Annotated in this window: 17 protein-coding genes; 7 read left to right on the top strand and 10 right to left on the bottom strand. The window is 68.9% G+C overall.

The window, feature by feature from the left end:
* Positions 1-55 precede the first annotated feature (55 nt).
* From rplS to rpsP, 4 genes are all read right to left on the bottom strand, one after another.
* Positions 56-409: a 50S ribosomal protein L19 gene (rplS, locus tag ACQY9S_RS10155; protein WP_428425398.1), complete on the bottom strand. Its 354-nt coding sequence runs from the start codon at positions 407-409 to the stop codon at positions 56-58.
* 87 nt (positions 410-496) lie between these two features.
* Positions 497-1,267 carry a tRNA (guanosine(37)-N1)-methyltransferase TrmD gene (gene trmD / locus ACQY9S_RS10160; RefSeq protein WP_428425400.1) on the bottom strand — a complete coding sequence of 257 codons (771 nt, stop codon included), beginning with the start codon at positions 1,265-1,267 and terminating at the stop codon, positions 497-499.
* 17 nt (positions 1,268-1,284) lie between these two features.
* Entirely contained in the window at positions 1,285-1,878 is a 594-nt protein-coding gene (gene rimM, locus ACQY9S_RS10165) for a ribosome maturation factor RimM (protein WP_428425402.1), read from the bottom strand.
* A gap of 28 nt (positions 1,879-1,906) precedes the next feature.
* Positions 1,907-2,167, bottom strand: a complete 261-nt coding sequence (rpsP, locus tag ACQY9S_RS10170) for a 30S ribosomal protein S16 (RefSeq protein WP_036231012.1) — start codon at positions 2,165-2,167, stop codon at positions 1,907-1,909.
* 185 nt (positions 2,168-2,352) lie between these two features.
* Between rpsP and ACQY9S_RS10175 the strand changes: the two genes are divergently transcribed.
* Together ACQY9S_RS10175 and ACQY9S_RS10180 are read left to right on the top strand one after the other, a co-directional pair.
* Entirely contained in the window at positions 2,353-2,922 is a 570-nt protein-coding gene (locus ACQY9S_RS10175; RefSeq protein WP_428425404.1) for an N-acetyltransferase family protein, read from the top strand.
* Positions 2,922-3,362 carry an NINE protein gene (locus ACQY9S_RS10180; protein WP_428425406.1) on the top strand — a complete coding sequence of 147 codons (441 nt, stop codon included), beginning with the start codon at positions 2,922-2,924 and terminating at the stop codon, positions 3,360-3,362. The genes ACQY9S_RS10175 and ACQY9S_RS10180 overlap by 1 nt, the downstream gene beginning before the upstream one ends.
* A 9-nt stretch (positions 3,363-3,371) precedes the next feature.
* On the opposite strand, the gene ACQY9S_RS10185 is transcribed toward ACQY9S_RS10180, so the two are convergent.
* The 3 genes from ACQY9S_RS10185 to ACQY9S_RS10195 all read right to left on the bottom strand — a co-directional run bounded on the left by ACQY9S_RS10185 (position 3,372) and on the right by ACQY9S_RS10195 (position 6,625).
* Positions 3,372-4,904: a malonate--CoA ligase gene (locus tag ACQY9S_RS10185; RefSeq protein ID WP_428425682.1), complete on the bottom strand. Its 1,533-nt coding sequence runs from the start codon at positions 4,902-4,904 to the stop codon at positions 3,372-3,374.
* A 17-nt stretch (positions 4,905-4,921) separates the two neighbouring features.
* Positions 4,922-5,710: an enoyl-CoA hydratase/isomerase family protein gene (locus ACQY9S_RS10190; protein ID WP_428425408.1), complete on the bottom strand. Its 789-nt coding sequence runs from the start codon at positions 5,708-5,710 to the stop codon at positions 4,922-4,924.
* 159 nt (positions 5,711-5,869) lie between these two features.
* On the bottom strand, positions 5,870-6,625 hold the full coding sequence (locus tag ACQY9S_RS10195) for a sulfite exporter TauE/SafE family protein (protein WP_428425684.1): 756 nt from the start codon (positions 6,623-6,625) through the stop codon (positions 5,870-5,872).
* Between the two features lie 59 nt (positions 6,626-6,684).
* Between ACQY9S_RS10195 and ACQY9S_RS10200 the strand changes: the two genes are divergently transcribed.
* The gene (locus ACQY9S_RS10200; protein ID WP_428425410.1) at positions 6,685-7,116 is read left to right on the top strand and encodes a DUF1841 family protein; all 432 of its coding nucleotides are present in this window, start codon (positions 6,685-6,687) and stop codon (positions 7,114-7,116) included.
* A 20-nt stretch (positions 7,117-7,136) separates the two neighbouring features.
* Here the strand turns inward: ACQY9S_RS10200 and ACQY9S_RS10205 are convergent, their stop codons facing one another.
* The 3 genes from ACQY9S_RS10205 to ACQY9S_RS10215 form a co-directional block, all read right to left on the bottom strand.
* Entirely contained in the window at positions 7,137-8,723 is a 1,587-nt protein-coding gene (locus ACQY9S_RS10205) for an ABC transporter substrate-binding protein (protein WP_428425412.1), read from the bottom strand.
* 56 nt (positions 8,724-8,779) lie between these two features.
* Entirely contained in the window at positions 8,780-10,009 is a 1,230-nt protein-coding gene (locus tag ACQY9S_RS10210) for an HD-GYP domain-containing protein (protein ID WP_428425414.1), read from the bottom strand.
* A 154-nt stretch (positions 10,010-10,163) separates the two neighbouring features.
* Positions 10,164-10,826: a c-type cytochrome gene (locus ACQY9S_RS10215; protein WP_428425416.1), complete on the bottom strand. Its 663-nt coding sequence runs from the start codon at positions 10,824-10,826 to the stop codon at positions 10,164-10,166.
* 83 nt (positions 10,827-10,909) lie between these two features.
* Between ACQY9S_RS10215 and ACQY9S_RS10220 the strand changes: the two genes are divergently transcribed.
* The 4 genes from ACQY9S_RS10220 to ACQY9S_RS10235 all read left to right on the top strand — a co-directional run bounded on the left by ACQY9S_RS10220 (position 10,910) and on the right by ACQY9S_RS10235 (position 13,922).
* A complete protein-coding gene (locus ACQY9S_RS10220; protein ID WP_428425418.1) occupies positions 10,910-11,764 on the top strand; it encodes an AAA family ATPase in 855 nt (284 codons plus the stop codon).
* An 8-nt stretch (positions 11,765-11,772) separates the two neighbouring features.
* On the top strand, positions 11,773-12,006 hold the full coding sequence (locus ACQY9S_RS10225; RefSeq protein ID WP_428425420.1) for a hypothetical protein: 234 nt from the start codon (positions 11,773-11,775) through the stop codon (positions 12,004-12,006).
* Complete coding sequence (locus ACQY9S_RS10230) at positions 12,003-12,602, top strand: GNAT family N-acetyltransferase (protein ID WP_428425422.1); 600 nt, start codon at positions 12,003-12,005, stop codon at positions 12,600-12,602. The genes ACQY9S_RS10225 and ACQY9S_RS10230 overlap by 4 nt, the downstream gene beginning before the upstream one ends.
* A 138-nt stretch (positions 12,603-12,740) precedes the next feature.
* The gene (locus ACQY9S_RS10235) at positions 12,741-13,922 is read left to right on the top strand and encodes a vWA domain-containing protein (protein WP_428425424.1); all 1,182 of its coding nucleotides are present in this window, start codon (positions 12,741-12,743) and stop codon (positions 13,920-13,922) included.
* Positions 13,923-13,928 lie beyond the last annotated feature (6 nt).

The following is a 13,928-nucleotide window of genomic DNA, read 5'->3' on the forward strand; positions in this document are numbered from 1 at the left end:
GAGAGCTCGCTTCGCGCTGCGCGCGACCGCGAGCATGCTCGCGGCTGACCACGGGTCAGGCGAGCTTTTCCTTGATGCGTGCCGACTTGCCGCTGCGCTCGCGCAGGTAGTACAGCTTGGCACGGCGCACGTCGCCACGGCGCTTGATTTCGATCGATGCGATCAAGGGGCTGTAGAGCTGGAAGGTCCGCTCGACCCCTTCGCCGCTGGAGATCTTGCGCACGATGAACGAGCTGTTCAGGCCGCGGTTGCGCTTGGCAATGACCACGCCTTCGTAGGCCTGCAGGCGCTTGCGCGTGCCTTCGACGACGTTGACGCTGACGATCACCGTGTCGCCCGGCGCGAAGGCCGGAATGGTCTTGTTCAGACGAGCAATTTCTTCCTGCTCGAGGGTTTGGATCAGGTCCATGGGTTCTCCAAGTGATCGTGCCCGCGCCGCGTTCCCGGTGAAGGGATCTTTTCTGAAAGGCCGGGTAGAGGATCGAAAAGCCTTCGATTATAGGCCAAGCAGATCGAGCGTCCGCAGGTAGCGCTCGTCGGCCGCCGAGAGCCTCCCCTGGCCTCGCGCCGCGGCGATCAGCTCGGGCCGGCGCCGGGCGGTCAGCTCGAGCTGGCGCTCGCGCCGCCAGCGCGCGATCTCGGCGTGGTGACCCGACATCAGCGCCGCCGGCACCCCGTCAGCCACGCCCTCGCCCAGGCGCTCGGGCCGGCTGTAGTGCGGGCAATCGAGCAAGCCGTCGGAGAAGCTGTCCTGCTGGTGCGAGGCCTGGTCGTTCAGCACGCCCGGCTGCAGGCGCGCCACGGCATCGAGCAAGGCAAGCGCCGGGATCTCCCCGCCGGACAGCACGAAGTCGCCGAGGCTCAGTTCCTCGTCGACGTGACGGTCGATGAAACGCTGGTCGATGCCCTCGTAGCGGCCGCACACGAGCACTGCACCCGCACTGCCGGCAAGCGCCTCGGCGCGACCTTGCGTCAGCGGCACACCGGCCGGACTGAACAGCAGCACGGGCGTGTGCGCCGCGCCGGCTTGCACCTGGGCCTCGCGCGCAGCGGCCAGCGCCCGCTCCAGCGGCTCGACCAGCATCACCATGCCGGGACCGCCGCCGTAAGGCCGGTCGTCGACGCGGCGGTAGGCGTTGTCGGCAAAGTCACGCAGTGGCCAGAGCCTGAGGTCGATGCGGCCGCCTTCGAAGGCGCGGCGCGTCACGCCGACGGTCTGGAACGGCGTGAACAGCTCCGGGAACAGGGTCAGGACGTCGAAGCGCATGGCGCGGCCTGCACGCCTCAGAAGTCGAGACCCCAATCGACCGTGATGCGGCGCTCTGCCAGGCTCACCTCGTCGATGTAGGCCGCGACGAAAGGGATGAGGCGCTCGCGCTCGATGGACCTGCCGTCCCCGTCGACCTCGGCCTGGGTGACGCGCAGCACGCTGTGCGCACCCGTGTCGAGCAGGTCGGCCACGCTGCCCAGCGCCTGACCTTCGCGGTTGACGACGGCCAGACCGATCAGGTCGATCCAGTAGTACTCGCCCGCGTCGGTGCTCGGAAAGCTCGCACGCGGCACGAAGACACCGCAGCCGCGCAGGGCCTCGGCGGCATTGCGGTCCGGCACATCCTGCACGGTGGCGACGATCACGTCACCCTGCTCCCGGGCGCTCGTGACACGCAGCACCGTCGGCAATGGTGCGGCGGCCTTCGGGCCGGTCTGCTTCTCGGGCGGCCGCAGAAACCAGCGGCGCGAAGAGAACAGTGCCTGGGGGTCGCTTGAAAAAGGCAGCACCTTGATACCGCCCTTGATGCCCCAGGCATCGACGATGCGCCCGACCTCGATCGCATCTTCGGGCCAGACGACTTCGTCGTCGAGCACGGAGCTGCTCACGGTGCGGTGGGCGCCCGTCGCTGCGGCATCAGGCCGCAGGCGCGACCTTGGCCTTGGCGTCCTTCACCAGGCGGGCCACCGTCGGCGACAGCTGGGCGCCGTGGCTGACCCAGTGATCGATGCGATCGAAGGCCACGCGCAGCGGCTCTTCGCCACCGGCGGCGACCGGGTTGTAGAAGCCCACGCGCTCCAGGAAGCGGCCGTCGCGGCGGTTGCGTGCCGGGGCAGCGACGATGTTGTAGAAGGGGCGCTTCTTGGAGCCGCCGCGCGCGAGTCGGATCACGACCATGATGTTTCCTTGTTCTGGTTCAGGATCCACGTCACCCGGGACACACGGGGCCGGCGAATCTCTCTCAACGGCAGCTCACGCTGCCCCTGCTCGGCGTCGTAGATACGCCCCGACCCACCGTTGCGCATCGCTGCTGCTGATGGGCGAGACCGCCACCGAAACCGGGCATTATAAACTCGTTGCCGATGAGCGCCACTTTCCCAGCCGCGGGCCTGCTGCTGCGGCCCAGCACCGCGGCCGACCTGCCGGCCATCACCGCCCTTTATGGCTGGCATGCCGTGCATGGCACCGGCACCTTCGAGCTCGAAGGGCCGAGCCTCGACGAGATGGCCCGGCGCCGCGATGACGTGCTGTCCAAAAGGCTGCCCTGGCTGGTGGCCGAACGCGCCGGCGAACTGCTCGGCTACGCCTATGCGAACCCGTTCCGGCCCCGCCTGGCCTACCGATTCGCGCTCGAAGACTCGATCTACGTCACGCCGGGCGCGCACGGCCAGGGCGTCGGCCGCCTGCTGCTCGCCGAGTTGCTCGCCCGCTGCGAGGCGCTGGGCGCGCGCCAGATGTTCGCGGTGATCGGCGACAGCGCCAACACCGCATCGATCGGCCTGCACCGCTCGCTCGGTTTCGCCGACGTGGGCGTCATGCGCTCCGCGGGCTGGAAGTTCGAGCGCTGGCTCGACGTGGTCATCCTGCAGCGCGCCCTCGGCGGCGGCGATGCCGCGGCCCCCACCGACCGCGTCCCGCTGGCGCCGCCTTGATGAAGCACCGCTCGAAAACGCTCGCGACCTGGCTCGCTTTCCTGACCGGCAGCCTGGGCCTGCACCGCTTCTACCTGCACGGGCTGCGCGATGCCTGGGGGTGGCTGCACCTGCCGCCCACCCTGCTCGGCCTGTATGGCGTGTCTCGCATGCTCGAACTCGGCCAGGACGACCGCGCCGCGTGGGCGCTGATCCCGCTGCTGGGGCTCTCGCTCACCGCCAGCATGCTCGCCGCCATCGTCTACGGCCTCACGCCCGATGAGCGCTGGAACGCGCGCTACAACCCGCAGGGGGCGGCAGGGTCCAGCGGCTGGCTGGTGGTGTTCGGCGTGGTGGGCGCCCTGATGGTCGGCGCCACGGTGCTGATCGCGACCATCGCCTTCAGCGGCCAGCGCTACTTCGAGTCGCAGGTCGAGGCGGGCCGCCAGATCAGCCAGTGAGCCGCCCCCTCAGTCGCCGACGAACAGCCGGGCGTGCTGCTGACGCAGCAGGTTCTTCTGCACTTTGCCCATGGCATTGCGCGGCAGCTCGTCGACCACGAACACGCGCTTGGGCAGCTTGAAGCCGGCGATGCGCGTTCTGAGCTGCGCCACCAGGCTTCCCGCATCGAGCTCGGCCGCCGGCCTGGGCACCACCACAGCGACCACCGCCTCGCCAAGATCCGGGTGTGGCGCGCCGATCACCGCCGACTCCGCCACCCCGGGCAACTCGTTCAGGTAGCCCTCGACCTCGGCCGGGTAGACGTTGTAGCCGCCGCTGATGATCAGGTCCTTGCTGCGCCCCACGATCGTCAGACCGCCCCTTTCGTCGAGCCGGCCGACGTCACCGGTCCTGAACCAGCCGTCGGCGGTGAACTCCTCGGCCGTCTTCTCCGGCATGCGCCAGTAGCCCGAGAACACGTTCGGGCCGCGCACCTCGATGTTGCCCACCTCTCCCGCCGGCTGCGATACCCCGCCGTCGTCGACCACGCGCAGCGCCACGCCGGGCAGCGGCCGGCCGACGGTGCCGCCGACGCGCTCGCCGTCCTCCGGCCGGCAGGGGTTGGACGTCAGCATCACGGTCTCGCTCATACCGTAGCGTTCGAGGAGGACGTGACCGGTGCGGGCCTGCCACTCGTGGAAGGTCTCGAGCCGCAGCGGCGCCGAGCCGGAGATGAAGAGCCGCATGCGCGCACAGGCCTCGCGCGTCAGCGCGGCCTCCTGGAGCAGCCGCACATAGAGCGTCGGCACGCCCATGAACAGCGTCGCGCGGGGCAGCCGCTCGACCACTGCACGCGCCTCGAAGCGGCTCAGCCACAGCATCCTGCTGCCGTTGAGCAGCGCGCCGTGGCAGGCGACGAACAGGCCGTGCACATGGAAGATCGGCAATGCGTGGATCAGCACGTCGTCGGCCCGCCAGTCCCAATAGGTCTGCAGCGTCCGCGCATTGCTCAGCAGGTTGCCATGGCTCAGCATCGCGCCCTTGCTGCGCCCGGTGGTGCCGGAGGTGTAGAGGATGGCTGCCAGCTGGTCGGCGCGCACGACTGCCGCTTCGTGCCGATCACCCTGTTGCGCCGCGCGGTCCAGCAGCGTGCCGCTGCGGTCATCGTTCAGTGTGAACACATGGCCGACGCCGCGCCGGAAAGCCAGCTTGCTGATCCACGGGAAGTTGCGGCCCGAGCACACCACCACGCCGGGCTCGGCGTTGTCGATGAAGTATTCGAGCTCGGCCTGTTGGTAGGCGTTGTTGAGCGGCAGGTAGACCAAGCCGGCCCGCAGCGTCGCCAGGTAGAGCAGCAGCGTCTCGACCGACTTGTCGGTATGCACCGCGACGCGTGCGCCCGGCGGCAGTTCCAGCGAGGCCAGCAGGTTGGCGATCATCGCGGTGGCGCGCTCGATGTCGCGCCAGGTGTAGACGAGGCCGTTGTCGGCCTCGATCGCCACGCCCTCCATAGCGGCCGGGAAACCGGCGCGCAGTGCGACGAAGAGGTTGTCGTTGTCCATGTGGAGGCGCGGAACATTCATCCCAGTTCGTCCGGAAACTCCGGCAAGCGCCGGTCAAGAAACGCCTGCACGCCTTCGCGGTGTGTCGCGCTGTCGGCATAGCCGAAGTGCCGCGTCCGCTCGGCGTCGGTCGGGCCGCCGCGGCGCAGTTGGCGCAGCGTGCGCTTGTTGGCGCGCGCCACCGAGGCCGGCAGCGCCGCGATGCGCTGGGCCGACGCCGCGGCCTGCGCGCCGGCGTCGGCCACGACGCGCTGCACCAGCCGGCGCTGCAAGGCCTCGTCGGCATCGAGGAAGCGCGCCTCCAGCAACAACTCGGCCGCGCCTGCCGGCCCCACCGCATTCAGCACCACCGACAGCTCGTCCGGCGCCATCGGGAAACCCAGCTTGGCGATCGGGATACCGAAGCGTGCGCCGTGCTGCGCGATGCGCAGGTCGCAGCACGCCGCGATCTCGAGCCCGCCGCCGACACAGCCGCCTTCGATCTGGGCGATCAGCGGCACATCGGTCGCCAGCAAGGCCTGCAGCGCCGGCGCCACCAGGCGCTCGTGGTAATCGCGCAGCGCCTCGGTCGAGAAACGATGCGCCGGGAACTCCGCGATGTCGGCCCCGGCCGCGAAATCCCCGCCCTGGCCTCGCACGATCACGACATGCAGCACCGGCCGCATCGCTTCGAGGGCCGCCGCCAGTTCGGCGAGCTCGCGCCACATTGCAACGCTGATCGCATTGAGCTTGCCCGCGTTGGACAGTGTGACGAGGCCGATGCGCGGATCGCGCGGATCGCGCTCGAAGTGCAGCGTGCCGCTCATCGCGGCACCCACGCGGCCGCAGCCGTGCGACGAATCGCTGCGTCGGTGCAGCAGCCGCAGGCCTGGTGCGCGGGGACGATAGCAAAGGGCTTCATACGGGGGTCCTGTCTGCCGAGGTCACGGCGCCGACGGCGCCACAGGGCCCGAATCCTAAGGCCCTCAGCCGCGCAGCCCGTCCCACAGCAGCTTCACGCCGGTCAGCAACATGCCCAGCGAGAGCAGCCGGTAAAACAGCGTCGGCTCGATGCGCCGCGCCAGGCGCACGCCGATCCACACGCCGATCGGCGCCAGCGGCATCAACAGCAGCGAGGTCGTCAGGTTGCGCAGATCGATCAGCCCGAGCCAGGCGTACGGGATCCATTTCGACGCATTGACCGCCGCGAAGAACACCGCCGTGGTGCCGGCGAAGACCATCGGCCGCAGCTTCAACGGCATCAGATAGGCCAGCGCCGGCGGCCCACCGGCGTGGGCGACGAAGCTCGTGTAGCCAGCCGCGATGCCGAGCCCGAAACCCAGCCAACGTGGCGGTGGCGGCGCATCGGCGCGTGGCGGGAAGAACTGGCGCTGGGCCAGGAACAGCAGCGTCAGTGCACCGACGATGCCGGCCACGGTCGACGAGGGCAGCAGCCCGAAGCTGAGCGTGCCGAGCACCGTGCCCAGCAGCCCGGCCGGCAGCAGCAACTCGAGCAGCGAGCGGTCGGCCTCGCGCCACAGCGCCGCCAGGCCGAAGGCGTCCATCACCGCCAGCAAGGGCAGCATGATGGCCGCCGCCTGCGGCACCGGCAGCGCGACCGCCATCAGCGGCGTCGCGAGCGCACCGAAGCCGGCACCGAAGCCGCTCTTGCTCACGCCCATCAGCAGCACCGCGGGCACGGCCACGGCATAGAAGGCGGGATCGGTGATGACGGGTGGCATCGTCACCGGCCAAGCCCCTGGCGGCCCGGCCGCGGCGCGGGCACGGCGACAATCGCCGCATGTTCACACCCTCCCAACACGAGGTGCGGCGCTTCTTCTGCGAGGCGCATCGTAAGCAGCGCGCCGGCGAGGTGCTGTCGCCGATCGAGGCGATGGCGTCCGACTGGGTTCTCGAGCATCCCGAGTACTACGCCGACCTCGCCGACGCCGACGCCGCGGTGGTGGCCAGCTACAGCGTCGAGGAGGGCCGCACCAACCCCTTCCTGCACCTGTCGATGCACCTGTCGATCACCGAGCAGGTCAGCGTCGACCAGCCGCGCGGCATCAAGCAGGCGTTCGAGCTGCTGACCGCCCGGCGCGGCTCGGCTCACGAGGCGCAGCACGAGATGATGGAGTGCCTGGGCGAGATGGTCTGGGCCTCGCAGCGCAGCGGCCTGCCGCCGGATGGCGAGGCCTATATCGACTGCGTACGGCGGCGCGCGACGCGCTGAAGCCCGGTTCACCGGACGCGTCACTTGACGCTGATCCAGGACCACTCGAGCCAGTTGTCGGCCCGGTGGACCACCGTCACGTTGCCGCGCGCCGCCCAGGGCACGATCTGGCGATGCAGCGGCAGGCTCAGCACCAGCTCGTTGTGCCGCGCCAGCGCCGCCTTGACCAGCGCCTCGCGCTTCTTCGCGTCGGACTCGCGGCTCGAGGCGGCGGCCAGTTCGTCGAGCTTCGCGTCCTTCGCGCCACCGAAGTTCCAGCTGCCCACGCCGCTCTGGTCTCCCGGCGTGCGGCTGCGCAAGACCGGCGTCAGGGTGGTCTCGGCGTCCGTGATCGAGCCGCCCCAGCCCAGCAGGTACATCGAGGTGTCGAGCTTCTCCAGCTTCGCGAAGTAGGTGCTGCGCGGCATCGCGTTGACGCTCACCTTCACCTTGAGCTGCGCCCACATCGCGGCCAGCGCGAGGCAGATCTCCTCGTCGTTGATGTAGCGGTTGTTCGGGCAGTCCAGCGTGACCCCGAAGCCGTCGGCATAGCCGGTCGCCTGCATCAGCTGCTTCGCGGCCGCCAGGTCGAAGGGCAGGCGCTTCTCCAGCAGCGGGTCGTTGTAGGCGCCCAGCGGCGACGGCGTGATGCCGCCGGTGGGCAGGGACTGGCCGCGCATCAGCCGGGTCTTGATCGTCTCGATGTCGATGGCCTGGTACAGCGCCTTGCGCACGCGCAGGTCCTTGAACGGGTTGCGGTCGCCCGGCACCCGGCCATAGAGCAGCTTGTCGCGCGCCTGGTCCATGCCGATGAACAGGATGCGGTTCTCCGGCCCGTCGATGACCTGGACACCGGCCGTGTTGCGCAGCCGTGCGATGTCCTGCGGTGCCGGGTCGAGCACGAAGTCGAGCTCGCCCGAGATCAGCGCCGCCGAGCGCGTGGCGTCGCTCTTGATCGGCGTGTAGACCACCTGTTGCAGGTTGCCCTCGAAGCGGCCCCACCAGGCCGGGTTGCGCCTGTAGACCGTCTTCACGTCGGGCTGGCGCGAGACCAGCATGAACGGGCCTGTGCCGTTGGCGTTCAGCGACGCATAGCCTTCCTGCTTGTTCTTGAAGTCCAGCGGCCGGGTCGCGCCATGCTTCTCGCTCCAGGCGCGACTCATGATCTGCACGGTGCTCAGGTGCTGCAGGAAGATGGGGTTGACCTGCGCCAGCCTGAATTCGACCGTCAGCGCATCGACCTGCCTGGGCTCGCCGAGCGCGCTGGCATAGACGCGGATCCCCGACGAGGCCGCGCGCGCGCGCAGCACCGAGAACACCACGTCGTCGGCCGTGAACGGGCTGCCGTCATGGAAGCTGACTTTCGGGCGCAGCTTCAGCCGCCACAGCGTCGGTGCCGGCTGCTGCCACTCGGTGGCGAGCACCGGCTCGATGGCGAGCTGCTTGTCGCGGTTGACCAGCGACTCGTAGACCTGGCCGTTGATCTGGTTGGTCAGCGACTCGTTCTGCGAATGCGGATCCAGGGTCTGGACGTCGCCCTGGCTGGCCCAGCGCAGCGTCTGGGCCGGGCCGGACGAAGCCAGCGCGGCCAGCAGCAGCGCCAGCGGGAATCGGAACAGGGACGGCATGGCGGTTCTTCGCTCGAGCGGACGACCGCCGAGTGTAGACAGGCACCGCAAGTCCCTCAGGGCCTGGCGGCCTCCCCGGCCCAGAGCCGGTCGATGTCCTTGAACGACCACTTGTCCGGCGGCTCGCAGCCCATCACCTTGTCCTTGCACCACGGGCTGCCCAGGTCGATTTCCTCCGGCACGATGCGCTGGTTCGACTTGGTGCTGAAGAAGACCTTGACCTTGGGCGTCAGCAGCGATGCCGGGTTCTGCTGGATCACGACGGCCAAGCTCCCGGAATGCAGGCGCACCAGCGAGCCGACCGGGTAGATGCCGACCGTCTTGACGAAAGCCTGGAACACCAGTGGATCGAAATGCCCCTTCCACTGGGCCATCCGCCGCAGCGACTCGCCCGGGTCCCAGCCCATTTTGTACGGTCGGTCCGACGTGATCGCGTCGTAGACGTCGCACACGGCAGCCATCTTGGCGAGCAGCGAGATCTGATCGCCGGCGAGCTGGTACGGATAGCCGCTGCCGTCAACCTTCTCGTGGTGGTGCAGGCAGACGTCCAGCACCTCGGGCGGCGCGCTGCCGCCCTCCAGCAGCAGCGCGTGCCCGCGCTCCGGGTGGGTGCGCATGATCGCGAACTCCTCGTCGGTCAGGCGGCCCGGCTTGTTGAGCACGGGCGGCGGCATCACCGCCTTGCCGAGGTCGTGCATCAGCCCGGCCAGGCCGGCCTCGCGCACCTGCGCATCGGACAGCCCGAGCTGACGCCCCAACGACACCATCAGCGCACACACGGCGACCGAATGCAGGTAGGTGTAGGTGTCCTGGGTCTTCAATCGCGCCAGACTCAGCAGCGTCCCGGGATTGCTCATCACCGAACCGGCGATCTCCTCGACGAGCCGACGCCCCTGGCCGACGTCCATCGCGCGCCCCAGGCGCGCCTCGGCGAACATCGAGGTCACGGCCTCGCGCGAGCGGCCAATCAGCTTGCGCGCCTGCGCCAACTGCTCGTCTCGCGAACGCGGCAAGTCGATCAGCGGGCTCGGCGCCGTGGCCGCGGCCTCGAGCTCGCGCTCGATCTCCTCGCGCACCTCGGTCTCGTTGGCGCCGCCGTCGACGTCCATGCCGACCTCGACGTTGATCCACACCTCGCTGATGCCGCTGCTGCGGATCTTCTCGATGTCCGCCAGACTCTTCAGCACGAACCTGGAGCGCCAGAACGGATGATCCATCCATGAACCGCAGAGTTCGTGCAGGTACATCCCGGGCCGCAGCTGGTCGGTCGCTATTCGCTTCAACATGCCTGGGGGCTCCGGTGGGTCGTACCTGCCCCTGTATCGGCCCGCTGCGACAGGACTGAAGTGCCCGCCGCCGCAGCCCATCACACCACAGACAGGAAAAAGCCGCCGGACCTCACGGTCGGCGGCTCGGCCCGGGCGCCAGCGCCGGGGCGTCCTACTTGAACTTCGACTGCGGCACCGTCTTCAGGTCGCTGGGCAGGGAAGCGATGTAACCCGACAGGCCCTTGAGCTCGGTGTGGCTGAAGGCCTTGACCTGCGCGCCCATGATCGCGTGGGCTCGCCCCACGTTCGCGTTGCCCTGCGTCCCGTAGGCCTTCAGGGCGACGTAGAGGTAGTCGCCGTGCTGGCCGGCCAGCTTGGGGTAGCTGCCGTCGATCGGCTTGCTGAAGTTCTCGCCGTGGCAGGCCGCGCAGCTGCCCTTCTTGAGCAGTTCGGCGACCTCCGGGCCCGGCACCTTGACGGGCGTGGCCGGCAGTTCGGCGCGCGGGCCACCCTGGGTCTCGTAGTAGGCCGCCAGGTCGGCCATGTCCTGTTCGCTCAGCGAGTCGGCGATGCCGCGCATGGTCGGGTGCTTGCGGTCGCCCTTCTTGTAGGCGTTCAGCGCCGCCACGATGTACTTGGCGTTCTGGCCGGCGATCATCGGCACCTTGTAGATTTCCGGGAAGCTCGCCTGGTAGCCGGTGATGCCGTGGCAGCCGATGCACATGGCGTTCTTGTTCTGGCCGGCAGCGGCATCGCCGGCCTTGTCTTGCGCTTGCGTCGCAGCGGCGAAGCCCGTCAGGAGCAGCGCGATCATCGCGGGGAACAGTGTCTTCATGGTCCGGCGGTGGGTTGAGTTCAGCGGCGGAGTATACGGGCCCCCTATACTGAATCGGCCACCTTCAGCCGACTCCCCGCGCCATGAAATATGCAGGCTCCGACCAGTACGTCGCCACCCCCGACCTGATGCTCGCGGTCAACGCGGCGATCACGCTGCAGCGCCCGCTGCTGATCAAGGGCGAGCCGGGCACCGGCAAGACGATGCTGGCGGAGGAAGTGGCGGCGGCGCTGGAGCTGCCGCTGCTGCAGTGGCATGTCAAGAGCACCACCAAGGCCCAGCAGGGCCTGTATGAGTACGATGCGGTGAGCCGCCTGCGCGACAGCCAGCTCTCCGACGTCGAAGGCGCGCAGCGTGTGCGCGATATCCGCAACTACATCGTCAAGGGCGTGCTGTGGCAGGCCTTCACCGCCGAGCAGCCGGTGGCGCTGCTGATCGACGAGATCGACAAGGCCGACATCGAATTCCCGAACGACCTGCTGCGCGAGCTCGACCGCATGGAGTTCCACGTCTACGAGACGCGCGAGCTGGTCAAGGCGCGGCACCGGCCGCTGGTGTTCATCACCTCCAACAACGAGAAGGAGCTGCCCGACGCCTTCCTGCGCCGCTGCTTCTTCCACTACATCAAGTTCCCCGAGGCCGAGACGATGCGCAAGATCGTCGGCGTGCATTTCCCGAACCTCAAGAAGGAGCTGCTGGCCTCGGCGCTCAAGAGCTTCTACGACTTGCGCGGCCTGCCCGGCCTGAAGAAGAAGCCCAGCACCAGCGAGCTGCTCGACTGGCTCAAGCTGCTGGTGGCCGAGGACATTCCGCTGGCCGCGCTGCAGAGCCAGGACGACAAGGTCGCCATCCCGCCGCTGCTGGGCGCGCTGCTGAAGAACGAGCAGGACGTGAGCCTGTTCGAGAAGCTGGTGTTCATGCAGCAGCGCAACCGCTGAGCGCCGGCATGCAGAACGACACCCGTCGCGCGCTCGTCATCGGCGTGGCCGATGCGCTGGGCTTCACGCTCGGCGCCCTGGCCGGCTGGGGCCTGGGCCGGCTGCTGGGCTTCGACTTCGTCGGCGCTGCCGGTTACGGCACGTCGCAGATGGTCGGGCTGGTGTTCATCGTGCTGGGCTGCGGCCTCGGCAAGTGGCTGGCGCGCACGCTGGCACGAACCTTCACGAAGCTACCCCAATGAGCGCCACGCCCATCACGTCGCCGGTCACGCTTGCCGGCACGCAGGCCAGCCTGGTGCCGCTCTCCCCCGCGCACGCCACCGCGCTCGCGCAGGCCAGTGGGGAAGGCGAACTGCACCGGCTCTGGTACACGGCCATCCCGGCGCCCGAGGCCATGGGGGCCGAGATCGCCCGCCGGCTGGCGCTGCATGCCGCCGGCTCGATGCTGCCCTTCACGGTGCTGGACGCCGCCGGCGCGCCGGTCGGCATGACCACCTACATGAACATCGACGCGGTGAACCGGCGCGTCGAGATCGGCTCGACCTGGTACGCGCTGCGCGTGCAGCGCACCGCGCTCAACACCGAGTGCAAGCTGCTGCTGCTGACGCACGCCTTCGAGACGCTGGCGTGCATCGCGGTCGAGTTCCGCACCCACCGGCTCAACACCCAGAGCCGGCGCGCGATCGAACGGCTCGGCGCGCAGCTCGACGGCGTGCTGCGCGCCCACCAGCGCGCCGCCAACGGCACACTGCGCGACACCGCGGTCTACAGCATCACCGCGGCGGAATGGCCGACCGTGAAGGCGCACCTGCAGTGGCAGCTGCAGCGACCGCGCTGAACTTCGGATCGGCCCGCGGCCGGGGCTGGGTGCCCGCAGCCGCAAGCGGGTTGATGGCCGCCCGCGCCGCAATCGCCAGGGCTACCATCGACGCTCATCGGCCGGCGCGCATCGCGCCCGCGACCCTCGGGTGACGTCATGCTGATCGATTTCTTCTACACGCTGCGCAGTGCGAAGCTGCCCGTCTCGATCAAGGAGTACCTCACGCTGCTCGAGGGGCTGCAGGCCGGCCTGGCCGAGCGCGACGGCCAGCCCTCGGTCGAGCAGTTCTACTTCCTGGCCCGCACCACGCTGATCAAGGACGAGGCCCACTTCGACAAGTTCGACCGCGCCTTCGCCGCTTACTTCAAGGGCGTGGAGAGGCTGGCCGACTTCACCCAGGACGTGCCGCTCGACTGGCTGCGCCGCACCCTGGAGCTCGAACTGACGCCGGAACAGAAGGCCGCGATCGAGAAGATGGGCTGGGACGAGCTGATGGAGACGCTGAAGAAGCGCTTCGAGGAGCAGAAGGAACGCCACGAGGGCGGCGCCAAGTGGATCGGCACCGGCGGCACCTCGCCGTTCGGCCACTCCGGCTACAACCCGCAGGGCGTGCGCATCGGCGGCGCGGGCAAGAACCAGGGCGCCGTCAAGGTGTGGGAGCAGCGCGCCTACCAGGACTACGACGACACCAGGGAGCTCGGCACGCGCAACATCAAGGTCGCGCTGCGCCGGTTGCGCCGCTTCGCGCGTGAGGGCAACGAGCTCGAACTCGACCTCGACGACACCATCCACCGCACCGCCGCCAATGCCGGCCTGCTGGACATCCGGCTGGTGCCCGAGCGCCACAACAAGGTTAAGGTGCTGCTGCTGATGGACGTCGGCGGCACGATGGACGAACACATCCACCGCGTGGAAGAGCTCTTCAGCGCCACCAAGACCGAGTTCAAGCACCTCGAGTTCTACTACTTCCACAACTGCGTCTACGACTTCGTGTGGAAGCACAACCGGCGCCGCTTCAGCGAGAAGCACTCGACCTGGGACGTGATCCGCAAGTACAACCGCGACTACAAGCTCGTCTTCGTCGGTGACGCGACGATGAGCCCCTACGAGATCCTGCAGCCCGGCGGCAGCGTCGAGTACAACAACGAGGAGCCGGGCGCCGAGTGGCTGCAGCGCCTGACCCACGCCTTCCCGAACTACGCCTGGATCAACCCGGAACCGCAGGGGGTGTGGGGCTATCGGCAGAGCATCGCGATCATCCAGCAACTGATGCAGCAGCGCATGTTCCCGCTGACGCTGCAGGGACTCGAGGCTGCGATGCGCCTGCTGAGCAAGTGAGCAGGC

It is taken from the genome of Methylibium sp., assembly GCF_965279545.1.
In the GTDB taxonomy this organism is placed as follows: Bacteria; Pseudomonadota; Gammaproteobacteria; order Burkholderiales; family Burkholderiaceae_C; genus Methylibium.